Raw genomic sequence first — 21450 nt, 5'->3', positions numbered from 1 at the left:
GACTCGGCGTTGGTTCGCCAATCGGTTGATTTGCTTTCGGCATTTATCGTATGGAACGGCATGTGAATCAATTGCGGTGGCGGATATGCTTTTGCCGGTGGATGTTGCGATGGCTACGGCGATGGTCCCTTTCCTGAAAGGTCCCCAAAACAGCCCCAAACCTCTTCACTGATATCGCCGTATCCACATTCTTCATAGAACTGCGCCAAGTCCTGCAGGTATTCGGCTTCGGGCATGTCAGGTCGAACCGGGCTGCTTACCCCAGGACAAAATACGCGCATTACATCCTTCGGAGGAAAAGAAGGGTCTTTGAGCGGTTCCAGCCCGGAAAGTGCACGCAAAGAAGCTCTGACTTCCCCCTCGAAGTCATTGAGATGACCGTACCAGTCGAAGAAGCTTGGTTCAAACGCGGGAGCAAAGTCCTGAATTTCCCACAACACATGCGCGACATCATCCATGAATGTGGAGCAGACCTTGCGCGAAAACAGTTCTCCATACGTCTTCACGGCGAAGGGCCCGAGCAGCGGACAGAAGACCGTCAGTAGATCGCGAGCCAGATTGTCGTCATCGAACAGATACACGCTGCAATAGATACACCATCGGAAATCGTTGATGCCGCCTCCAATCGGTGCATCTCCAAAAAACCGATCGTCGAACTCCCAGAAACGGCACAGGGTGCGCTCGATCTCGTTCGGCGAGGCGTGCGCTTTTGTTTCTTGGAGAGCATCATGGGCGAGCTCGTAGCGGTAGTCGGACAGAATCAATTCGCCTTCGTGCAGTCTTTGCAACGCATCGACAGCATTTGGCCAGCTTGCTCGGAACTCCCCCTCAGTCGCGAAAGTTGTGGCCAGCTTCATTTTGACGCCTCATTGACAGGTGTGGCGAAGGCAGAACTGCGAAGCTGACGGGAACACGACGCCATCAGACAGTGGCCTTACGTATACTGGGTAGTCGCTCACAGGTCGCGCTCTCGATCTCCCTAGTCCTTTTCGGACCATTGCCATGCCCTGAAAAGGTCATCGAGGGCCGTGCCAAAGTTGTTGGGGACATTTTGAACACCGACGTCGTAACGTGTCTTTTTGGTCCTCGGCCCGCGCCGTACATCTCCGCACAAGCCGCTCCTTGATGTCATGCCGCGCCAACACCTTCGTCAAGACTTTCCATTCCCGCTCAACCCCGCGACCTCCACGAGGTCACCGTAGCGCAGGCTGAACATGTCCACTTCGCATCCCGGCCTCCCGGCTTCAACCGATGTTACAGATCGCCGCACTGATACAGCTTGATCGTACCGTCCTCGATGTCCTGTTCGGGAATGTCCCACTCATCGCCGTTGTCATCGAGCAAGATCACTCCGAACGCCGAGCGCCCGTTGATGATGCCCTTCTCGCTAACAGCGTCATCGTCTATGGACATAGCCACGGGGCGCCCCAGCGTGAGTTCGTCGAGAGGAATCGGCAGCCAGGTCGCCAGTGGGATGACCTTGCTCATTTCAGTTGCCCCACCTGGCCGATCTCGGTAAGCAGCTCGACATATTGCTGGCGGGCCCCACGCTGTATCATCTCGATCTGCATGTCCGGTGCGCTATACTTGTTTGAGCTCCACTTTTTTCTTTGAGCACCTCTCTTGTTGAGTCAAATGATTGTTAAGTCCGGAGGCTCTTTCAAAACTCGGTTGACGAGCATTGAGCCGAGACACCATTCCGCAACCCTAACGAAAGCGAAACAGCGATCAGGCATCCAATCAAGTCGAGTTTTTCAACAGAATATGCGCAAAGCGTCGCTAAACCATCTCGACCCGCTCGACCAGCTCGGCGTTCCCGACGGAAACGGTCAGATGACGGCAGTCAGCCCCGAAGCGGACCACATCTGGTGACCCGCCGGCCAAGGGAGCACATGCAGGTCGGGCGGATTCCGGACTTTCGCTGCTGCCTCAAGATACACGCTGTTCTGAGAAAAAGCCGACGTCGGACTCGCTTTATGAACTGGGGCGTCTTCATGTTTTCAAAGCAACCTCGGGTGAGTATCGTCCCGAAATGGAAAATGCATCCTTAGATAGGCGGGTCGCCGTACAAGTTCATGACGAGATTGTGGTTCAACCGCTGAGCCAATTGCGCGGTCACCCGTATGTTGTTTTGCTCGGCGAGCCCGGCGCGGGAAAATCGACGGCTCTGGAACAAGAAGCTCTTGCCGAGTGTGGAGAGGTCGCAACTTGCAGGGAAATGATGAACGGCTTTCCGATTGGCGCGTCTGGAACTGCATATCTTGATGCCCTCGATGAATATCGTTCAGGTGATGGTGGCAAAGACAAACTCCTGCGTCTCGCCAACACGATTTCGAAGAGCAGCGTACGCAGATGGCGCCTCACCTGCCGCGCTGAGGACTGGCGCGCAACAGCCGACATGAACGCGATGCGGCGTGCGGCGAACAACGAGCTCATCGTTGTGGCCCATCTCCTGCCGCTGAGCGACGATGAAGCGCAATTGGTCTTGGCCTCTCTGGGAGAACCCGATTCAGAGAGGTTCGTCGGTGAAGCGCGGAACAGGGGTGCCGGTGCATTTCTGGAAAATCCGCTCAGTCTGAGATTGCTTTACTCGGTTGTCGTCTCGAACGGAGTATGGCCGACCTCGCGCTTTGACTTGTTCACGAGAGCCACATCGGCGCTTGCCCACGAATACGACCCGGAGCGCGAAACAGATCCGCGACCTGGGGCGGACGAAATCCTCTCTGCCGCCACTGCCATGAGCTTCTATCTCCTCGCTTCCGGGGCGAAAGGGCTCTGGCGTTCGAACGCGTTACCGCTTGGGTCACCCGAAAACGAGTATGTTGCTACGCATTCCCTAAGGCTCGATAGGCGCGTTCTTGAAGCCGCATTGGACACCCCGCTTTTCAGGGGGGAAGGACACGCATTCGCGCCGTTTCACCGAACGGTCGCTGAGTTTCTGGCAGGCCGATTTCTGGCAAGAAGGGTGGTCGGCGCTGGAGCAACGCACGCTTTTCCGTTGCGGCGGGCGATTAGCCTCATTACCGGAAGCGACCAGAGGGCCCCGAGCGAGCTCAGGGGGCTATATGCGTGGTTTACCGCCCACCTGCAATCGGCAGGAAATTCCCTCGGGGCGAGACGACTCATTGAGCATGATGCCGCAACGGTGCTGGCTTATGGCGACGCCGCGGCGTTCGATACGGCTGGACGAAGAGGTATCCTCTATCACCTGGATCGTGATGACCCGTTCTTCCTCGCCTCGCAGGACGACGCGACTGTCTTAGGCGGGCTTGCCGGCGATGATCTCGCTGACGATTTCAAAGACATTCTCGACGCTGAGGTTCGTAGTCATCTGCAGGTGACGGTGCTTCAGGCTCTCGCGGACGGTCCGCAAGTTAAACACATGTCGGGGAAGCTGCGGGAGATCGTGCTCGACGCTGCCCGACCTCTGTGGATGCGGGAGAGAGCGGCTGAAATCCTCGTCTCAAAAGCCAGCGACAGCAATGGAATTCAACGTGATCTTTTGGACGATCTGGTCGGCATGACGGCGGACCGGGGTCAATTGGCGATCCGTGCCCGCGTCCTGTCGAGCAGGTCAACACAGGATGCTCAGTTCTCGGATCTCCACGCGTTGCTCGAGGATTTCGACAGCTTGCCTGCGAAAACCCTTGATGAGGAGGACTACGACGACACCGGTTCGCTGGTGTCTCTGAGCATTGCGATCGCGCGGTCTCCGCGACCGGATTTGTTCGACAAGGGTATTGGAAGAAGCGATTTTGCGCGCCGGCACAAATCGCAGGTCCAGTCGCTCCTTGATCGTGCGTTTGTCACCACAGTTGAAGCCAACCCGGACATATCCGCCGTTCGACTTTTATCGTGGCTCGGCAATCTCCGAGAACATCGATGGGACATGCTCGACAACGATGTTGCTGAAGCCATTGGAAGGTGGATTGACCACAATTCGGATCGTCGGGAATTGGAGTTGTTCCTCGCTGTCGAGAACCAAAGCTCCCCCGACGAAGGTCCTTGGGTGGTGTGCAACGAATATATCTCGACCGCAAGAAGGCTCCCCTCCGACGCATTGATCCAAGGGTTGTTGGATATCGCCCAAGCGACGAATGGGCGCAAAGCCAGAAAACGAGTGTTTCAGATCGCCGCGTATGCGGCCCGGAGCGAAACGCACTGGCCGAAATGGCAAGAACCGATCGTGTCGCTGCTTGAGCAGGAAGGCGGTTTCAAGGGTTTCATCAAGTCTCTTCTCTCCGACCCGAGCGCGGAATGGAAACGGAAGGAGGCGAAGAGAAAGGCGAACCTGGAAAAGAAAACAGAAAATTCGCGGAAGGCAAATATCGCCGAGCTAACGCCGGTCATTGACATAATCTCAAGAGGCGTACCGGAACAATATGGCGTCTTGAATTGGGCCGCCAAGCACTACCGCTACGCGCAGATCAGCAAAGACAAATCGCCGTTCCAAGACATCGTCAAGTATACAAATGAGGAGATCGCTGCGGCGATCGCGGAAGGCTTCGTCCAATTTGCAATCCATACCGATATCAAGGTTGGTGTCGAAGATCTCGGCAAGGCCCAAGCCAAGCTTGGGCGCTACCCGCAAGAGTATGTCGTAGCGGCGGGGTTGCACCAGGCGCTATTGCATGGCCGTGAAAACGACATCGACGCTTCTCCGTTGATCATCGCCTTGGTCGGGCTTCGGGAAGCCTACTTCAGTGCCGACGACGATCCTTCGATTGCTGTTTGGGCAGCCGACCGCCTTGCCAAGGATCCTGAGCAAGGTGCTGACGTGATGTTGCGGTATTGGAACGCCGCTCTCGATGCTGGCGATGAGGATCTTGACGCCATTCATCGCCTTACGAATGCAGATCAACCGGCACTTGTCTCTCTGTGCATGCTCAACTTGCTCGGCGAGAGGCCAGGGCTGCCGGATCCCGCCCTAAGGCAGGCGATCGAGGCATGCGCCGGCAGTTCGACAATCGGAGAATTGGTCGAACTCGCACGCCGCACATTGGAACGTGATGACCTCGAACAGACCCAACGAAATATTTGGTCGTTCGTCGGTCTGGCGCTGACGCCCGAGGAACTTGCCGGTCGGCTCTCGGAAGAAGATCTCGAAGCTGCTTTGGTGGCTCCAAACGGAGACTTGGCGAAGACATTCAACGAATTAAGTCCAGACATCGACCTGCTGGACAGAATCAGGATTGGGGTTCTTGGGAAAAAACACCCTGCGCGCGACAATGATTGGCAGCACTCTGGTGGAGTGAGCGGGATTATCAGAGCCGCGATCCGGCGTCTCGGAGCTTCAAATTCAGCCGCAGCCGAAGAGCATCTGAAAGAGCTTGCTCCGAGTGTAGACTCGACCTGGGCACCCCATATCGCTCATGCGGCCGCAGAGCATGCCCGCAAGTTGCGCGATGCGCAATTCGCGGCGCCTTCAGTGAGCCAACTGATGGGCGCGCTCGCAGATGGCGCACCGGCGACACCATCGGACCTTTCGGCCATCGTTCTTGAAGAGGTCGAAAGGTACAAGAGGTCGCTCAGGACCGGCAGTGAGACGCCCTGGAAGCGGTTCTGGAACACCGATAAGTACGGGGCGGCGACCGAACCACAGATTGAGAACGAGGACAGGGACCGCCTCCTTGAGTTGCTTCGTCCTCGGTTTGAAGGATACGGAATTGCAGCGAGCCTTCCCGAAGCCCGTCGCGGCGAAAACACCAGGGCCGACATCTTAATGCTGAGCCACGGGGGCAAGAATCTGCCGATCGAGGCAAAACGGCACTACAACGGCGAACTCTGGATAGCCGCTTCGACCCAGCTCGCGGGTTACGCTGCGGATCCGGACGCCTGCGGTTTCGGAATCTATCTCGTCTTTTGGTTCGGCACCGAGTTCAAGGCCCCGAAGAGAAGCGATGGCACCGACGGCCCCGAGAGTGCCGAGGCGCTTGAGGCGATGTTAGAAGATGATCTTCCGCCTCGTTTGAGGGAGAAGCTCTCGGTTGTGGTTCTGGACGTATCTCGACCTCAGTCGATGATTGAGGCCGTCAATAAACGAACAAAAGATGCTTGAAACAGGTGAGTAGGATCACCCCACAGTCAGCAAGTTTCGTCCCAAGTTCCATTAACGACAAAACACCCGATTTCTGTTAAAGTCCATTTTTATTGAACACCCAGCCTACAATGTCGAATCTTGAATGGAAGACCTTGAAGGCTGCAAAGTCCCGCGCTGCTGACCTCGGGCTGCCAGACCATGCTGCACGTGGCCGCGAATGACTGGTTCGGAGTAGCTGCGCTGCAGCGCCGGGCCGGCCCTCGAGCGGCAGGATTGGGCCGGTCAGTCCGGTCCCGGCGCCTGCTGAACCCGACTTTGCAAAGGTCGCTTTCCTGCGCATAGCCGACGCTCATGGCAGCCGAGGCTACACCTATCCCTCGATCCATCTTCCGAGCGACCGAGGGCGCACCGGAGGCAGATGGGAACTTTTTGTCAGGAGGTGAACACACGCTTCAGCGCCTCTGCGTCCAAGAGCTGTCTATTTGTTTGATCGCTTGCGTTCAGCCCGCCACCGAGTCCATCGCTTTCGCTGTGCCTCGGCAATGCGTTGCCGTCCTTCGGGTGTTTTGGGGCCTGTCGAGAGCCCGCCGTGAAACCTGCATCGCGTCTTGCCGGGTATAGCATTTGCGCGGCAAGCGTTGCCACTCCGGGTTCGCGCGCAGCACTGCATCGTGTAAACAGTCATTATATCGAATTGGGGCGCATTTTCTAAGACCTCACCCCCCGCGCGCGCGTAAGCAGGACTATTTCCCCGATGAGAGGTAGGACTGCGGGGCACATCATCATGTAAAAACCTGTCCAAACCCATCGTGCGGAGCAGAAGTTTGGGGGCAAAGCCGCGCAGGTCAACTGTAACCTTGCGCTCCCAGTATCGCACTGTGTCAGCATGCACTCCGGCCAGTGCGGCCAGTGCGGGGCGCGATAGCCCCCTCTGCTTTCTGAGGGTTCGCAATTCTTCACCAGTCATGTGTGTCGCCCTTCTATCGGTGAATTTCGCCATGCATCGGGATTGTGCGGATCGTCCGCGGCAGCGCGCCAGTCATCCAGGGCGATGATCCGCGCCGCGGGTCGGACCTCGGGCCATGCGGCGCGCTCTTCCTGTAGGTCATGGCCGAGGTCCTCGGGCGACATTTCAGGATTCAGGCTGAGCGCGTTTTCCCCTCCGGACAAAACTGACTTTTCTGACAAAACCCCCTCGGGCGAAGGTTTTGTCAGTTTTGTCGGTTTTGTCCCGACCCCGGATGCTCTTTGCGCAGCCTCTAACCAGCGCGTCATGCCTGCCCCCCGAGGATTGCAGGGTTGACCGCGTAGAGACGTTGCGGCCTGCCGCCTTGTGGGCTGACTGGCGATTGCACCGTGCGGATCACATCGCCGTCGAGCAACATGTCGAGCGCGGGGTCGAGCGCGGCTTTCGTGCCCAGCCCGGTCCGGTCGAGCCTCAACACTTCCCGAGACGTAAAGCGCGGCCAGCCCTGTTCGCGGATCACCTGCACAATCCGCCTTGCGGCGCGCTCGGCCTTCGGGCAAGCAGCGTCCGCATAGGCGCGGCGGGCCATCGGCAGGACATAGGCTTCCACAAGGTGAGCGGCCCGGCCAAAGTGCTGCACCGTGATCTGGTGCGGTTCTTCGATCCCTTCGGATGCCCAGTCGAGAAAGGCGAGCACCAACGACAAGCGCGCGGTCAACCCCGGCAATTTGCCGATGAAGGAAAGCATCAGGCCATCGGCCTCGGCTTCCCATTGGCGCACCGCCTGCCGGAATTGGTCCATCAGGTCGCGCGCGTCATCCGTGAAGCCCACAATCCAAGGGCGCTGTTGATCGTGCTCATCGGTCAGCAGGTTGAGCGTCAGCAGCTTCTCGATGATCCGCCGCATCAGGTCTTCATCGGCCCATGCGCCAGGGCGGCGCAGCGGTGCAGGCTCGGGCCAGATCGGCAGGAAGCGTGCGAGCAATCCATCATCATCGGCCTTGAACAAGAGGGTTTTCAGCCGGTCGGGTTGAACGCCCCCCATGACCGCGATGGTGAGCCGGTCGATTGTAAGCGGTTCGCGGCCCATGCGCTCGACGGTGTATCCGCGCCCGCCATATGCCTCCAACCAGAAGGGCCGATCACTGCCCCCGCCGGAATAGCGGGCCATGCCTTCCAGCCATCCGGCCAACTCATCACGCATCTGCAATATGCCGCGAGGCTGATTTGCGAGGATCGCGCCCAGCCGCTCGATTGTGCCGTCATTGACCACAAGCCGCGGGATATGCGGCGGCGGTCCTGCATCAGCCTCTTTCGGCCTGTCTGGTGGCGTCTGGCCCTCCTTGATTGCGGCCTTGACCGCTTCCTTCCATGTGGATTCGGCCAGCTTGGCGATTTCGGCCTTTTCGGACCACGCCTTCTTCTCGGCGTCTGCGGCTTCACGCAAGGGACGCTCGGCAGCGCGCAGCGGTTGCAGGGCGGCGTCGATTGCGGGTGATTTCCCGGCGCTCGGCAAGCCAATCAACATGGCCCAGATCACCGGCGGCTCAGACCAGCCGCGCCACGGCGACACCCACCGGGCGTTGCCGATGACGCTGGACAAAACCGACACAACCGACAAAACCGCATAGTCGAGCGGCGCGCCCTTGGCCTCTGCGGCCTCTCGCGCCCATGTCGCAAAGCGCGAGCCGAACACATCGTCAATCGGCAGTTCCGGGGCGGGCGGGATTTCCGGGCGCAGGAATTTCGCATCCGGCGCGGGCCAATCCGGCGTGAAGTCAATTTCGCGAATATCGGTCATGCCCTCACCGCCTTTCCGGCCAGCACGTCGCACCAGTCCCGGCCATCCGGCGCGGGCAGTAGAGACACGGCCCAGCCGGTCGCATGGGCGCGCTCGGCCAGATCGCGACCGGCGGCCCGGCCCGGATCGTCGCCATCGGTTGCGATGGTCAACCTTCCCGGTGATGGTGGCAGGCGCAGCCCGCGCATCCCGCTTGTCGATAGAGTGGCCCAGATAGTCGCAGGGCGGCCCAGAAGCCCGCTTGCAAGGCTCAGGGCGGTTTCGACGCCCTCGGCCACCACCAGCGGCCCAGGCGCGTCAGTGAGCCTTACAGCGCCGCTAGCGGTTGCCCCGAGCATCATTTTGTCAGGGTCCAGCGGGGCTTTGCCCGAGCCATCGGGGCGCAAATAGGTTCGATGCACCGCAGGCAAGCCCGCGCCCTGCACCGCCGCCACCATTGCCGGATAGCGCTTCGCAGTCGCCCCATGCCAGCAAGCGCCGTGAAAACGCAGCGTGCGGGGCAGGCCGCAGGTGATGCCGCGCCCGAGCAGATACGTCTCCGCGATGGTGCCCGCGATGGGCTGGGCTTCGTTCCAAACCTGTTTTGCTTGTGCCGCCCGCTTTTGCGCTTCGGCCCTTTGTTCAGCTTCGCGCTGGGCCAGTGTTGCCGCGTCCGGGGGAATGTAATCGCCCGAGCGCACGCCAGCCGCTGCCAGAATGTCGAGAAAGGCGCAGCCGCTTTTCTTGCAATCCAGTATTAGCCGCCCGTTGCGGCCATCGGCCAAGGTCAGGGCGTTCTGGCCCTTGTTCCGCTGGGGTTGGCATACGGGGCAAGGTGCCGCCCCGTATTTACGATACCACTTGCCGCCCAACTCTTGTGTCAGTTCGCGTGCGTCGGTCATGTGCCCGCTCCCCATATTAGCACTGCAAGGGCATGCGCGTGCGTTTCGGTCAGGCCATGTGCCTGAACAAGAAAGCGCGTTTGCAGTTCAGTTTTTTGTGCTACTGTCGAATCATCCGCCGCAGTCGCATGGCGATTTTTCCGACCCGGTTCCTGCTCCAACAGGTTCCGGGTCACTTCATTTTCGCCGATCATCTCAAGCGGCCTTGTCCCGCAGATTGCGCAGGTGGGCGTCAACGTCGCCCTCGGGCCAGTAAATCCGGCCACCAAGCTTTATGGGCTGCGGAAGGCGGCCCGCCGCCAAATCGGCATAGATTGCGCTGCGTGAGCGGTTGCCCAGCTTTGCGCGCAGTTCAGATAGAGTGAGGTAAGTCTGCATTCTGCACAGTCCTTTTCTGCTTCGACAAGCGCAGAAAAGCTTGAATTTGCCCGCTTTGGGATTGTGCACGAAAACTAGAAATTAAATCGCAAGGCCTGCGCCGCCTCCCATAAGTCGCGCGCCGCTTGGGGAGGCGGTGGGCGGTATCCGCCTGAAGGGTTCTTGTGACGGCCCAAATGTCCCTGTGAATAGAAGGTTTCGGCAATTTCGGCCCAAGTTGCACCACCCTCGCGTGCATCGAGCGCACGAAGGTATCCGAGCCACTTTGCCCGGTGCCGCCGCATCTGAAGAAGCCGTCCATGACGGTCTTTTTGCAGGGATTTTAAGGCCCGTTCTACATCCTGAAGTTGTTGCGACAAAGGACGATCAATCGAAAATGCGACAACTACTTCGTTTCTTTCCAAGGGCCTTTCCGGCAAATTCCCATCAAACCACGCACCTTCCACGAACCAAACGCAACTGTCGCGCCGCTTATCTTGTTCATCGAACCGGGAGATATCGCCAATTCGGGGATTGTGAAGTCTACTATATCCGATGCGCGCTCTTTCTTCAGCATTACAGCGAACCACAAACTCAGGGTGTTCCGGTTTGACTGGCTCCATGCGAAGAATGGCATCGCGTTCACTTTCTGCCACCCCGGGTCTGTTGCAGGCTATTTTCCAAAAACTATAATCGAATTCATATTGAGCATATTTTTTTGTATCAAATATGTCTCTGACATCAGCTAATCGCCTATAGAACTCCCAACGCCAGCGGCCCAAGCACCACTTGGAGGTGTCTCCATAGGCAGCTTTATCGCGCCAGTCGGGAACGCCCCATTCATTTATGTTTGAATTGACATCATCGTGGTCGTGGGATGGAACGGAGGAGATTTCGCTCGGCTTGATGCGCGCCATCATCCAGCCCCCGCCAGTTGCACCACCTGCCCAGCGCCGCCAGTCACGTGGTCGGCCCATCGGTCTAACAAAGGCGCACGCTTGTCCAGATAGTCTGTGCGACGATAGGCCCGCACCACACCACCATCCACCACATGCGCCAGCATCGCTTCCGCGACTTCATGCTGGGCGCCGGTCGCTTCGGCCAGCCATGTGCGAAGGCTTGTGCGAAAGCCGTGCGGGCGCGCTTCCAGCCCACGCCGTTCCATGTGCCGTGAAAGGGTCATGTCGCTAATCACGCCTTGCCGGTTGTTCGGAAACAGGAAGCCATTGCGGGCATGCGGTCGCGCAAGGTCAATGACGCGCTTGGCTTCATCCGACAGTGGCACGCGAAAATGATCGGTCGCGCCTTTACGGCCCTTCATCGCTTCGGCTGGCACCGTCCACACGTCGTCTTCGATCTGGTCTAGTCGTAGGTTGCGCAGCGGCCCCGAGCGCACGCCGGTCAGGATAAGAAGGCGCAGCGCCAAATGGGTCAGCGTCGGCTCTTCAAGGCTGGCATAGAAGCTTGGAACATCACGCCAATCCATCGCCGGGATATTCTTCGGCTGGTGCCGCGACTTGCCCAAAAGCGCTTTTGCCTTGTCGGTCGCCTGCAAATCCACATCCAAGCCCAGCGCCGCCGCGTGCTTCATCACGATTGAAAGACGGTTCATTGCCTTGCGCGCCGTGTCGGCCTTGGTGTGCCAGATGGGGGCCAGCGTGTCGCGAATGTCGCGCTGGTCGAGGTCGGTCACTGGCACTTTGCCCAGCTTCGGCAAGACGTGAAGGGTCAGAGGCGACAACCACCGCCCAGCCGTGCCATCGCCTTTCAATTCGGCCTTGCGCGCTTCGAACGCATCCGCTGTGATTATGGCCAGCGATATATCCTCGCGCCGTGCCGCGCGTTCTTCGGCTTCACGTTCCTTGATAGGGTCACGGCCCGCCGCCGCGACGTTGCGCCAGCGCTCGCCTTGCTTGCGGGCTTCGGCCAAGGATAGAGCAGGAAAGCCGCCCAAGCCCATTTCGCGCCGCCTGCCGTGAACGGTCACGCGCAGCACCCATTGCGCCCCGCCATCGTTGCGCTTCACCAGCCAGAGCCCAGCGCCATCGCAGTGCTTTCCCACGGGGGCTGATTTCAGAAAGCCCGCCGTCAGCCTGTTTTTCGCGCGCATTATCCGTCCCCCTAAATATCCACCCTAAGCTAGTGGATAAGGCCGGACAGGGCAAGACAGTTTAGGGCAGTTGCCATCTTGTTTTTAAGGTGGATACAGGCGGGGCCGGACAGATAGAAACATTGCAAAACAAGGGGTTGGTGCCTCTCCTGGCACCAGATTCCCCGTTACATCTCTGACTTATGTCTTAGTAAAGAAACAACTTTCTTCGCTTCGCAAGCCAAGATCACCAGCGACTGATCGCTTTTTGATGCACATTCTGATGCACATTCCGACGCACAGGCGCTTGCGTGTGGCGTCGCTTTGCGGCAGCGGATTGGCATGCCGAATTCATCTCCGCGGGTCCACCTACCATCTCCGTCGCCGGGCTCCGAAGCGCTAGTCAGCAGTCGAATCGCGCAAGGTCGTCTACGTCTCGCTCAAGACGGACAGCCTGTCCAAGGCCCGCCGATGGCCGTGCTTTAATGACGAAAGAAGACGCTACCCCGACCCCAATTCTTGCAGGGCGATCTGGCGCAGGGCCATCATCTACTTCCCAGCGCGTCGGTGATCCAAAACTTGACTTGGTGGTCATCACAGACGGGATAGCCGCGCGCGTACAGGCCCTAGCCGCCCTGTCGGACGAGTGACAGCTCTCTTCAATCACCCTGGCACGGTCGAGCAGTGGATCAAGAAGGACAAGATGGCGGAGGGCGACGTGTGTCCGGATGAGGCGGAAAACAGCTCCAAAATGGGTGCCAAAAGCCGTCCGGTGGTCGAAAGTTCGCTCCAGCGGGCGGTAATGCGGTCAAGGCATCGGCCTGGAGCCCGTTCGGCTATCCTCAGGGCCAGGTTCGGGAGCCATCTGGGGAACGTCAGTTATGATGGGTAGAAACATCATTCTTGATATGTATACTGCGCAGTAAAAGAACAACGAACCCATCAACACAGGGAAGGGCTATCCATGAAACAACTCTCTGCCATCCTCCTGTCGGCCGCGTTCTCGACGGTCGTCGCGACGGGCGCCTTGGCGCAGGATCCGGTCAAGATCGGCATGATGCAGGGCTTCACCGGCCCGACAGAGTCACTCGTCAAGCCGATGGCGCTGGGCGGCGAAATGGCGATCAAGGAAGTGTCGGACAGCGGCGTGTTCCTCGGCGGCCGCGAGGTCGTCTCGGTCCGCGGCGACAGCACCTGCATCGACGCCGGTGCCGCCACGGCCGCGGCCGAGCGCCTGGTGACGTCCGAGGGCGTCCACGGCATCAACGGGGCGACCTGCTCCGGTGCCACCACGGCGGTGCTCAACAACGTCGTGCGCGCGAACGGCATCGTCATGATCTCACCGTCGGCGACTTCGCCGGCGCTGTCGACGATCGAAGACGGCGGCTATTTCTTCCGCACGGCCCCGTCAGACGCGCGTCAGGGCCAGATCATCGCCGACATACTGGAGCGTCGCGGAATCGGTTCCGCCGCGCTGACCTACACAAACAACGACTACGGCAAGGGTCTCGCCGATGCGATCCAGGCGGCCTATGAAGCCACGGGCGGTGAAATCACCGCCGTCGCGGCGCACGAGGACGGCAAGGCCGATTACTCGGCCGAGATCGGCACGCTGGCGTCAGCCGGCGGCGAAGTGCTGATCGTGGCCGGTTACCTCGACCAGGGCGGCAAGGGCATGATCCAGGCCGCCCTCGATACCGGCGCCTTCAGCAAGTTCGTGCTACCGGATGGCATGGTCGGCGAGGCGCTGACCAATCACTTCGGCGAGGCGCTGGACGGTTCCATCGGCACCAATCCGGGCACCGACAGCCCGGGCGCCTCGATGTTGGCCGAACTGGCCGAGGGCAAGGACTTCAAGGGCGACGACCCATACGTGCCGGAGGCCTACGACGCCTCGGCGATTATGCTGCTCGCCATGCAGGCCGCCGATTCGACCGACAGCGCCGTCTACAAGGACAAGGTGTTCGACGTCGCCAACGCCCCGGGCGAGAAGATATTCCCGGGTGAGCTTGCCAAGGGCCTGAAGATTCTGGCCGAGGGCGGTGAGATCGACTATGTCGGCGGCACCGCGCTGGAGCTGATCGAGCCGGGCGAGTCCGCAGGCAGCTTCCGCGAGACGGAGGTCAAGGGCGGCAAGTTCGAAACGGTGATGTACCACTAAGGGCATCGCCGGGCGACGGCCTGCCTTCACAGGAACGGCCAGGGAGCTCGATCCCTCGCCGTTCCTTCTTTACCGGAAACCGGGATTGATTGAATGATAACGGTCGAAAGCGTCGCCAAGAATTTCGGCGGCATTCGCGCGGTCGACGGTGTCTCGCTGTCGATCGAGAAGGGCTCGATCACGGGACTTATCGGCCCCAACGGCGCGGGCAAGACGACGCTGTTCAACATCATCGCGGGCGCGTTCCCGCCGTCCTCCGGCGCTATCTATCTGGATGGCGAGGACGTTACCGGCCTGGAGCCGCACGAGCTTTTCCACAAGGGCCTTCTGCGCACTTTCCAGATCGCGCATGAGTTCTCGACGCTCACCGTGCTGGAAAACCTGATGGTCGTCCCCGGCGACCAGCCAGGCGAGCAACTGCGCCACAGCTGGTTCAATTTCGGTCGGGTCCAGGAGATCGAGGCGAAGAACCTCGAGCGGGCGCTGGAGGTGATGGAATTCCTGCAGATCGACCACCTGAAGGACGAACTCGCCGGCAATCTCTCGGGCGGCCAGAAGAAGCTGCTGGAGCTGGGCCGCACCATGATGGTGGACGCCAAGATCGTGTTCCTGGACGAGGTCGGCGCCGGCGTGAACCGCACCCTGCTGAACACCATCGCCACCTCGATCAAGCGCCTCAACGAGGAGCGCGACTACACATTCTGCCTGATCGAGCACGACATGGATTTCATCGCGCGCCTGTGCGACCCCGTCATCGTCATGGCCGAGGGCAAGCTCCTCACCCAGGGCACGATCGAGGAGGTCAAGAACAACGAAGAGGTCATCGAGGCCTATCTCGGCACGGGCCGCAAGCACGAGCGGAAGGCGCCGGCATGAGTTTCCTGAGCGCGACCGGCATGACCGGCGGATACGGCGGTGCCGACATTATCCACGACTGCACCATCACCGTGGAACAGGGCGAGATCGCCGTCGTCGTCGGCCCGAACGGTGCTGGCAAGTCGACGGCGATGAAAGCCGTCTTCGGCATGCTCGACCTTCGTGAGGGCACCGTCACGCTGGACGGCAAAGACATCACCAACATCGCCCCGCAGGACCGGGTCTCCGAGGGAATGGCCTTCGTGCCGCAGAACCGCAACGTCTTCGTCTCGCTGACCGTGGAGGAGAACCTCGAAATGGGCGCCTTCATCCGTGAGGACGACGAGATCGAGGAGACGAAGGAGCAGGTCTTCAGCCTGTTCCCGATTCTGGCCGAGAAACGCAACCAGCCGGCAGGCGAACTCTCAGGCGGGCAGCGCCAGCAGGTGGCCGTCGGCCGCGCGCTGATGACGCGCCCGGATCTGTTGATGCTCGACGAACCGACAGCCGGCGTCTCGCCGATCGTGATGGATGAATTGTTCGACAAGATTCTGGAGATTGCCAAGACCGGCGTCGCCATCCTGATGGTCGAGCAGAACGCGCGCCAGGCACTGGAGATCGCCGACCACGGCTTCGTCCTGGTCCAGGGCCGCAACCGATTCACCGACACAGGCGAAGCGCTTCTTGCCAACGAAGAAGTGCGCCGGTCCTTTCTGGGGGGTTGAATGGAGGTCCTTAACGCACTCGCACTGTTCGCCAACTTCGTCGTCGTTCCGGCGACGGCCTACGGCGCACAGCTCGCCTTGGGGGCGCTCGGCGTTACCATCATCTTCGGAATCCTGAAGTTCGCCAACTTCTCGCACGGCGAACTGATGTCGTTCGGCACCATGATCACGATCCTGGTGACATGGTTCCTTCAGGATATGGGGATAGGCATCGCCCCCTTCCCGACCGCGCTCCTGGCTCTGCCGGTAGGCATATTGGCGGCGATCGGAGTCGCGCTGCTGACGGACCGCATGGTCTTCCGCTTCTATCGCCGGCAGCGCTCCAACCCGATCGTCTTCGCCATTGTCTCGGTCGGCGTGATGTTCGTGCTGGCCGGGCTGATCCGCATCATCATCGGGCCGGCCGACCAGAGTTTCGCCGACGGCCAGCGGTTCATCATCGGCGCTTTCGACTCGCGTGAACTGCTCGGCCTCGACGAGGGCATCGCCATCAAGCAGACGCAGGTGATCACCGTCGTCGTCGCCGCCGTCGTTGTCGCCTGGCTGTTCTGGTTCTTGCAGAAAACACGCTCCGGCAAGGCAATGCGCGCCTATTCGGACGACGAGGATCTGGCGTTGCTCTGCGGTATCAATCCGGATCGCGTGGTCATGATCGCCTGGGTTATCGCCGCCGCGCTCGCGGCCATTGCCGGTACGCTTTACGGCCTGGACAAGACCTACAAGCCGTTCATCTTCCTGCAAATCCTGCTACCGATCTTCGCCGCGACCATTCTCGGCGGTATCGGTCAGCCGGTCGGGGCGATCCTGGGCGCCTTCATCGTCGCCTTCTCCGAGGTGATGGTGACCTACGCCTTCAAGAAGTTCCTGGCCTATCTCGGTCCGGCGGGCTGGGCACCGGACGGCCTCGTCCAGCTGTTGTCGACGGACTACAAGTTCGCGGTCTCCTTCATCATCCTCGTCGCGGTCCTGTTGGTCCGACCGACGGGCATCATCCGCGGGAAAGTGATATGACTAAGAGGGTTGCGCTCCTGTACGGCCTCATGGTCCTGGTGCTGATCGCGATCGGCTTCTACCAGAGCTGGAACGTCGCCTTCGGCATCTTCAATCTGTGCGTCATCTCCGCGGTGATGGCACTGGGCGTCAACATGCAGTGGGGCTATGCGGGCCTCTTCAATGTCGGCGTCATGGGCTTCACGGCGCTGGGCGGGCTGACGGCGGTGCTGATCTCCATGCCGCCGGTCACCGAGGCGTGGGCCGTTGCCGGCGGCGACATCGCGCTGTCGGTTGTGAGCCTGATCGGCACGGTGGCTGCAATCATCCTCGCGCGGCGCACGGTACCGCCGGTGCTAAAGCTGCCGGTAACGCTGGTGCTACTCGTGGTCGGTTATTTCGTCATCGGGTATTTCTTCAATCCGGCGACCGACGCGATCGAGTCGATCGACCCCGCGCTGAGCGGGTATCTCGGCGGCGCCGGGCTGCCGGTGGTGCTGGCCTGGCCGATCGGCGGCCTGGTCGCGGCCGGTGCGGGCTGGTTCATCGGGCGCATTGCGCTGGGGCTACGCGCCGACTACCTGGCGATCGCCACGCTTGGTATCGCCGAGATCATCATCGCCATCATCAAGTACGAGGAGTGGCTGTCGCGCGGCGTGAAGAACGTCACCGGCATCCCGCGCCCCGTCCCCTACGAGGTCAATCTGATCGAGCAGGACTGGTTCATCGGGCTGGCCAACTTCTTCGGCGCCGCGGATATCTCCGATGCCGCCAGCCTCTTTGTCAAGCTGTGCTACGCGGTGCTGTTCATCGCCGTGCTGGCGATCATCATGTGGTTCGCGGAACGCGCGCTACGCTCGCCCTGGGGGCGGATGATGCGCGCCATCCGCGACAACCGCGACGCTGCCGCCGCCATGGGCAAGAACGTCAAGGCCCGTCACCTGCAGACCTTCGTGCTCGGCTGCTTCACCTGCGGCGTCGCGGGCGCGATGCTCACGACGCTCGAGGGTCAGCTCACGCCAACCAGCTACATTCCGCTGCGGTTCACCTTCCTGATTTGGGTGATGGTGATCCTGGGCGGTTCCGGGAACAACTGGGGTGCCGTCCTGGGCGGTTTCATCATCTGGTTCCTGTGGGTCGAGGCAGAGCCATTCGGCAACTGGTTCATGGCGACGGTGACCACGCCGCTGGGCAAGGACTCGGGATTGGCGCAGCACATGATCGAGGGAGCGGCGTATATGCGTTATCTGATGATGGGCGCGATCCTGCTTGTCGTCATGAGGTTCGCACCGAAGGGCTTGATACCCGAACGGTAGCGCCGGATCGCCGGACGGGAGTCTGGCATGGCCGCCCGCCCTGCAATCTCGCCTCAAAGCCCGGTGTCAGGCAAGAACATCATCACCGATCGCGCCGCCAATGCCGAATTCCAGCGCCTCGCACACGCGGAACGCCCGGGCCAGGTCGCGGGTGTAGTCATATGCGGCAAGGCCGAATGGGGCGCCGTTTGCGAGCCGCATCGCCCGGACCGACCGTTAGCGCGTCCACTCGTCTGGATAGCGCGGCAACGAATTCATCATGGATGCCCCCACGGGCTCTTTCCACGCGAGGATCTTCTTGCCCCGTAGCGGCGATGGAATGATCGCACCGTCGATGTGCCGTGCCTCCTCGGCAAACCAGCGGATGAACGATGCGCCATGGGCCACCTCGCCACGCGCCTCGGCCAGCGGTTTGCCCTGTTCTGCTGTCAGAATGCGCGCCAGATCTTCGGTGTTGTCCTGCATGAGGTCATGCCAGCGCATTAGAATGTCGGCCCGCTCGGCAGGGCTCCGGGCACGCCATTCGACCATCGCCCTCTCGGCGGCAGAGATGGCGCGCATTGTCTCTTCTGCGGTGATGTCAGGTATGCTTCCCATCGCTGCACCGCTTGCGGGGTCGATCACCTGCATGTCGGGTCGCGCGATCCAGTTGCCGTCAATCAGGGCAACCTCGCGAAACAGGTCGGGATCGGAGAGTTTCATCGGTCAACCTTTCACTGCGGATATCACCGCTCCGGTGATCTCGTCGGTACCGTGGCTACCGGGTCGCACGCCGATGCCCTGCCCGGTGGTCGCGGCGAGTGCCCTCTCCACCGTTTCCGCAGCTGTGGTCTCGCCCAGATGATGCAACATCATCGCACCCGACCAGATCGCCGCAATCGGATTGGCAATCCCCTGGCCCGCGATATCCGGGGCCGAGCCGTGGACCGGCTCGAACATCGACGGTGCGGAGCGGTCCGGGCAGATATTGGCCGAGGCGGCAAAGCCAAGCCCGCCCTGAATGGCCGCGCCAAGGTCGGTCAGGATGTCCCCGAACAGGTTCGAGGCCACGACCACATCGAGTGTATCGGGCGCCATCACCATCCTGGCGGCCATGGCGTCGATATGCATATGGCTGACCGTAACATCGGGATACTCGGGGGCGAGGATGCGGGTCATTTCGTCCCAGAAGACCATGGAGTATTTCTGCGCGTTCGACTTGGTGACAGAGGTCAGATGCCCGCGTCTTGCGCGGGCCTGCTCGAACCCGAAGCGCAGGATGCGCTCCACACCCTTGCGGGTAAAGATCGAGGTTTCGACCGCCACCTCATTGTCACGCCCCTGATGTACGCGACCGCCCGCGCCAGCATATTCGCCCTCGGTGTTCTCGCGGATGCACAGGATGTCGAATTCGCCAGATTTCAGCGGCCCCTCCACCCCCGGCAAAAGACGGTGTGGGCGGATATTGGCATATTGGTCGAACGCCTTGCGGATCGGCAGCAGCAGCCCGTGCAAGGAAACGGCATCGGGCACCGTGTCCGGCCAGCCGACCGCACCCAGATAAATCGCATCGAACGTGCGCAGCGTCTCGATGCCATCCTCGGGCATCATCGCGCCGGTCTCTTGATAGTGCGCGCAGGACCATGGAAAGGTCTCGGATTCCAGCGCGAAACCGGCAGTGGCGGCCACGGCGTGCAGCACCTTCATGGTTGCATCCGTCACATCTGTTCCGATCCCGTCACCCGGGATCAGGGCAATCTTGTGATTGGTCATGTTCGTTCCCTCAAGGCGGCCGTTCAAAGCGTTGCCAGCACGGATTTCGTGCGGCGATTGGCGGTGTAGGCTTCGCGGCCCAGATCCTTGCCCAGCCCGCTGGCCTTCCAGCCGCCGGTTGGCAGGATGTGGTCACGCGAGCGACCGTAGCGATTGATCCACACGGTGCCGGCCTCGATCCTTCGCGACAGGCGGAGCGCGCGGGCGAGATCGCGGGTGAACAGACCGGCACAGAGCCCGTAGGTCGGGTGCGCGGCCATCGAAATCGCCTCGTCCTCGCTCTCGAAGGTCTGAAAGGTGGCGACGGGGCCGAATATCTCGTCGGTAACAGCCGGGTTGTCCATGGCCGCCCCGGCAAGGAGCGTCGGACGGTAATAGCTGCCTTCGGTGTCAAAGCGCGTCCCGCCACAAAGGATCTCGGCCCCGTGATCGCGGGCGGCGTGCACGATGCCGTCGATCCGCGCGAGCTGCGTCTCCGAAATGATAGGGCAGAAGCCGGGATGCTCGGCCCATGTCGGCGCGGGAACATGCCGGTTGAACCGCTCGGTCAGGCGCTCTGCCAGATCGTCGGCAATTTCGCGGGCCACGATCACGCGCGATCCGGCAACGCAAAACTGCCCGGCATTCGGCAGGATGCCGCGTTCAAGACAGTTCGCCGCAATGTCGAGATCGGCATCGGCGAGAACGACCATCGGGCTCTTGCCACCAAGCTCCAGCGTCATCGGCTTGATCCCGCAGCGGGCGATATTCTCCATGATCGCGGCACCGGCGCGAGTCGAACCGGTAAAGGAAACCTTGTCGATACCGGGATGGCCGGTGATCGCCGCGCCGGTTCCCGGACCGTCCCCCAGAACGACATTGATCAACCCTGCCGGAAGGCCGGCGCGCACCGATAGTTCGGCCATGAAAAGCGCTGACCACGGTGTCATCTCCGACGGCTTCAGAACGACCGCGTTGCCTGCGGCGAGAGCCGGGCCCAGCTTCCACCCGGCCATGGAAATAGGGAAGTTCCACGGCGTAATAGCCCCCACCACACCATGGGGCTCGGAGGTGATCATGCCCAGATGCCCCTCCGCCGTTGGCGCAAGCGTATCGCATTCCTTGTCCGCGAATTCCGCAAAGAACCGGATCTGTTCGGCGGTGACCGGGATATCTCCTGCGATCACCTCGGCGACCGGGCGCGAGGAACAGACAGCCTCCAGACGCGCCAGCGTTTCGGCCTCCTGCTCGATCAGATCGGCCCAGCGGTGCAGTGCGCGCAGCCTGTCTCGCGGCGCCGCGATTCCCCAGCCGGAGGTCCGCAAGGCGGTGCGAGCCGCCTCAACCGCGCGGTCAACCATCGCCGCATCGGCGCGCGGGATCGCCCCCAGTGATGCACCGTTCGAGGGAGCGGAGACCGCGATGTCCTCGGCTGCGGAAACATACTGACCGCCGATGTGATGACCAGGCGGCAGGGTCAACCCCAAAGGATCGAAGGCGAATGTCATGAGAACCTCGTGTCTGTCGCCTTCAACTT

Annotated in this window: 20 protein-coding genes; 6 read left to right on the top strand and 14 right to left on the bottom strand. The window is 60.9% G+C overall.

What is annotated here, in order from left to right:
• Nucleotides 1-113: 113 nt before the first annotated feature.
• Both AC13D8_RS06320 and AC13D8_RS06315 read right to left on the bottom strand, forming a co-directional pair.
• Nucleotides 114-857: a hypothetical protein gene (locus tag AC13D8_RS06320; protein WP_482968139.1), complete on the bottom strand. Its 744-nt coding sequence runs from the start codon at nucleotides 855-857 to the stop codon at nucleotides 114-116.
• A 397-nt stretch (nucleotides 858-1254) separates the two neighbouring features.
• Complete coding sequence (locus AC13D8_RS06315) at nucleotides 1255-1488, bottom strand: hypothetical protein (RefSeq protein ID WP_482968138.1); 234 nt, start codon at nucleotides 1486-1488, stop codon at nucleotides 1255-1257.
• A 544-nt stretch (nucleotides 1489-2032) separates the two neighbouring features.
• On the opposite strand from AC13D8_RS06315, the gene AC13D8_RS06310 reads away from it, so the two are divergent.
• Nucleotides 2033-6058: an NACHT domain-containing protein gene (locus tag AC13D8_RS06310; RefSeq protein WP_482968137.1), complete on the top strand. Its 4026-nt coding sequence runs from the start codon at nucleotides 2033-2035 to the stop codon at nucleotides 6056-6058.
• 460 nt (nucleotides 6059-6518) lie between these two features.
• Here AC13D8_RS06310 and AC13D8_RS06305 read toward each other — a convergent pair whose 3' ends face one another.
• From AC13D8_RS06305 to AC13D8_RS06270, 8 genes are all read right to left on the bottom strand, one after another.
• Nucleotides 6519-7007, bottom strand: a complete 489-nt coding sequence (locus tag AC13D8_RS06305) for an HGGxSTG domain-containing protein (RefSeq protein WP_482968136.1) — start codon at nucleotides 7005-7007, stop codon at nucleotides 6519-6521.
• On the bottom strand, nucleotides 7004-7315 hold the full coding sequence (locus AC13D8_RS06300) for a hypothetical protein (protein ID WP_482968135.1): 312 nt from the start codon (nucleotides 7313-7315) through the stop codon (nucleotides 7004-7006). The genes AC13D8_RS06305 and AC13D8_RS06300 overlap by 4 nt, the downstream gene beginning before the upstream one ends.
• Nucleotides 7312-8808: a DUF3987 domain-containing protein gene (locus tag AC13D8_RS06295; RefSeq protein ID WP_482968134.1), complete on the bottom strand. Its 1497-nt coding sequence runs from the start codon at nucleotides 8806-8808 to the stop codon at nucleotides 7312-7314. The genes AC13D8_RS06300 and AC13D8_RS06295 overlap by 4 nt, the downstream gene beginning before the upstream one ends.
• Entirely contained in the window at nucleotides 8805-9689 is an 885-nt protein-coding gene (locus AC13D8_RS06290; protein ID WP_482968133.1) for a DUF7146 domain-containing protein, read from the bottom strand. Before AC13D8_RS06290 ends, AC13D8_RS06295 begins: the two co-directional genes overlap by 4 nt.
• Complete coding sequence (locus AC13D8_RS06285) at nucleotides 9686-9883, bottom strand: hypothetical protein (protein WP_482968132.1); 198 nt, start codon at nucleotides 9881-9883, stop codon at nucleotides 9686-9688. The genes AC13D8_RS06290 and AC13D8_RS06285 overlap by 4 nt, the downstream gene beginning before the upstream one ends.
• 1 nt (nucleotide 9884) lies before the next feature.
• The gene (locus tag AC13D8_RS06280) at nucleotides 9885-10067 is read right to left on the bottom strand and encodes a helix-turn-helix transcriptional regulator (RefSeq protein WP_482968131.1); all 183 of its coding nucleotides are present in this window, start codon (nucleotides 10065-10067) and stop codon (nucleotides 9885-9887) included.
• A 74-nt stretch (nucleotides 10068-10141) separates the two neighbouring features.
• Nucleotides 10142-10963: a hypothetical protein gene (locus tag AC13D8_RS06275; RefSeq protein ID WP_482968130.1), complete on the bottom strand. Its 822-nt coding sequence runs from the start codon at nucleotides 10961-10963 to the stop codon at nucleotides 10142-10144.
• Nucleotides 10963-12156, bottom strand: coding sequence for a tyrosine-type recombinase/integrase (locus AC13D8_RS06270; protein WP_482968129.1), 1194 nt, complete (start codon nucleotides 12154-12156; stop codon nucleotides 10963-10965). Before AC13D8_RS06270 ends, AC13D8_RS06275 begins: the two co-directional genes overlap by 1 nt.
• Nucleotides 12157-13099: 943 nt before the next feature.
• On the opposite strand from AC13D8_RS06270, the gene AC13D8_RS06265 reads away from it, so the two are divergent.
• From AC13D8_RS06265 to AC13D8_RS06245, 5 genes are all read left to right on the top strand, one after another.
• A complete protein-coding gene (locus tag AC13D8_RS06265; RefSeq protein ID WP_482968128.1) occupies nucleotides 13100-14296 on the top strand; it encodes an ABC transporter substrate-binding protein in 1197 nt (398 codons plus the stop codon).
• A gap of 93 nt (nucleotides 14297-14389) precedes the next feature.
• Complete coding sequence (locus AC13D8_RS06260) at nucleotides 14390-15172, top strand: ABC transporter ATP-binding protein (protein ID WP_482968127.1); 783 nt, start codon at nucleotides 14390-14392, stop codon at nucleotides 15170-15172.
• On the top strand, nucleotides 15169-15876 hold the full coding sequence (locus tag AC13D8_RS06255; RefSeq protein WP_129432315.1) for an ABC transporter ATP-binding protein: 708 nt from the start codon (nucleotides 15169-15171) through the stop codon (nucleotides 15874-15876). The genes AC13D8_RS06260 and AC13D8_RS06255 overlap by 4 nt, the downstream gene beginning before the upstream one ends.
• Nucleotides 15877-16887, top strand: coding sequence for a branched-chain amino acid ABC transporter permease (locus AC13D8_RS06250; protein WP_129432316.1), 1011 nt, complete (start codon nucleotides 15877-15879; stop codon nucleotides 16885-16887).
• Nucleotides 16884-18182, top strand: coding sequence for a branched-chain amino acid ABC transporter permease (locus AC13D8_RS06245; RefSeq protein ID WP_482968126.1), 1299 nt, complete (start codon nucleotides 16884-16886; stop codon nucleotides 18180-18182). Before AC13D8_RS06250 ends, AC13D8_RS06245 begins: the two co-directional genes overlap by 4 nt.
• Nucleotides 18183-18248: 66 nt before the next feature.
• On the opposite strand, the gene AC13D8_RS06240 is transcribed toward AC13D8_RS06245, so the two are convergent.
• Genes AC13D8_RS06240 through AC13D8_RS06225 form a run of 4 tightly spaced genes read right to left on the bottom strand, consistent with a single transcriptional unit; the run spans nucleotide 18249 to nucleotide 21421 of the window.
• Nucleotides 18249-18383 carry a hypothetical protein gene (locus AC13D8_RS06240; protein ID WP_482968125.1) on the bottom strand — a complete coding sequence of 45 codons (135 nt, stop codon included), beginning with the start codon at nucleotides 18381-18383 and terminating at the stop codon, nucleotides 18249-18251.
• A 15-nt stretch (nucleotides 18384-18398) separates the two neighbouring features.
• Nucleotides 18399-18884: an aldehyde dehydrogenase family protein gene (locus tag AC13D8_RS06235; protein WP_482968124.1), complete on the bottom strand. Its 486-nt coding sequence runs from the start codon at nucleotides 18882-18884 to the stop codon at nucleotides 18399-18401.
• A 3-nt stretch (nucleotides 18885-18887) separates the two neighbouring features.
• Nucleotides 18888-19934, bottom strand: coding sequence for a tartrate dehydrogenase (locus AC13D8_RS06230; RefSeq protein WP_482968123.1), 1047 nt, complete (start codon nucleotides 19932-19934; stop codon nucleotides 18888-18890).
• A 23-nt stretch (nucleotides 19935-19957) separates the two neighbouring features.
• Entirely contained in the window at nucleotides 19958-21421 is a 1464-nt protein-coding gene (locus AC13D8_RS06225; RefSeq protein ID WP_482968122.1) for an aldehyde dehydrogenase family protein, read from the bottom strand.
• Nucleotides 21422-21450: the final 29 nt, after the last annotated feature.

Source organism: Roseovarius sp. B-10 (genome assembly GCF_056859295.1).
Note: the sequence above shows the minus strand (reverse complement) of the source record. Positions and strands in the feature narration are given on the sequence as shown.

Excerpts from the sequence above, each read along its gene's own strand:
- AC13D8_RS06320 (WP_482968139.1), bottom strand. The coding sequence starts at position 857 with ATGAAGCTGGCCACAACTTTCGCGACTGAGGGGGAGTTCCGAGCAAGC.
- AC13D8_RS06315 (WP_482968138.1), bottom strand. The coding sequence starts at position 1,488 with ATGAGCAAGGTCATCCCACTGGCGACCTGGCTGCCGATTCCTCTCGAC.
- AC13D8_RS06310 (WP_482968137.1), top strand. The coding sequence starts at position 2,033 with ATGGAAAATGCATCCTTAGATAGGCGGGTCGCCGTACAAGTTCATGAC.
- AC13D8_RS06305 (WP_482968136.1), bottom strand. The coding sequence starts at position 7,007 with ATGACTGGTGAAGAATTGCGAACCCTCAGAAAGCAGAGGGGGCTATCG.
- AC13D8_RS06300 (WP_482968135.1), bottom strand. The coding sequence starts at position 7,315 with ATGACGCGCTGGTTAGAGGCTGCGCAAAGAGCATCCGGGGTCGGGACA.
- AC13D8_RS06295 (WP_482968134.1), bottom strand. The coding sequence starts at position 8,808 with ATGACCGATATTCGCGAAATTGACTTCACGCCGGATTGGCCCGCGCCG.
- AC13D8_RS06290 (WP_482968133.1), bottom strand. The coding sequence starts at position 9,689 with ATGACCGACGCACGCGAACTGACACAAGAGTTGGGCGGCAAGTGGTAT.
- AC13D8_RS06285 (WP_482968132.1), bottom strand. The coding sequence starts at position 9,883 with ATGATCGGCGAAAATGAAGTGACCCGGAACCTGTTGGAGCAGGAACCG.
- AC13D8_RS06280 (WP_482968131.1), bottom strand. The coding sequence starts at position 10,067 with ATGCAGACTTACCTCACTCTATCTGAACTGCGCGCAAAGCTGGGCAAC.
- AC13D8_RS06275 (WP_482968130.1), bottom strand. The coding sequence starts at position 10,963 with ATGGCGCGCATCAAGCCGAGCGAAATCTCCTCCGTTCCATCCCACGAC.
- AC13D8_RS06270 (WP_482968129.1), bottom strand. The coding sequence starts at position 12,156 with ATGCGCGCGAAAAACAGGCTGACGGCGGGCTTTCTGAAATCAGCCCCC.
- AC13D8_RS06265 (WP_482968128.1), top strand. The coding sequence starts at position 13,100 with ATGAAACAACTCTCTGCCATCCTCCTGTCGGCCGCGTTCTCGACGGTC.
- AC13D8_RS06260 (WP_482968127.1), top strand. The coding sequence starts at position 14,390 with ATGATAACGGTCGAAAGCGTCGCCAAGAATTTCGGCGGCATTCGCGCG.
- AC13D8_RS06255 (WP_129432315.1), top strand. The coding sequence starts at position 15,169 with ATGAGTTTCCTGAGCGCGACCGGCATGACCGGCGGATACGGCGGTGCC.
- AC13D8_RS06250 (WP_129432316.1), top strand. The coding sequence starts at position 15,877 with ATGGAGGTCCTTAACGCACTCGCACTGTTCGCCAACTTCGTCGTCGTT.
- AC13D8_RS06245 (WP_482968126.1), top strand. The coding sequence starts at position 16,884 with ATGACTAAGAGGGTTGCGCTCCTGTACGGCCTCATGGTCCTGGTGCTG.
- AC13D8_RS06240 (WP_482968125.1), bottom strand. The coding sequence starts at position 18,383 with ATGCGGCTCGCAAACGGCGCCCCATTCGGCCTTGCCGCATATGACTAC.
- AC13D8_RS06235 (WP_482968124.1), bottom strand. The coding sequence starts at position 18,884 with ATGAAACTCTCCGATCCCGACCTGTTTCGCGAGGTTGCCCTGATTGAC.
- AC13D8_RS06230 (WP_482968123.1), bottom strand. The coding sequence starts at position 19,934 with ATGACCAATCACAAGATTGCCCTGATCCCGGGTGACGGGATCGGAACA.
- AC13D8_RS06225 (WP_482968122.1), bottom strand. The coding sequence starts at position 21,421 with ATGACATTCGCCTTCGATCCTTTGGGGTTGACCCTGCCGCCTGGTCAT.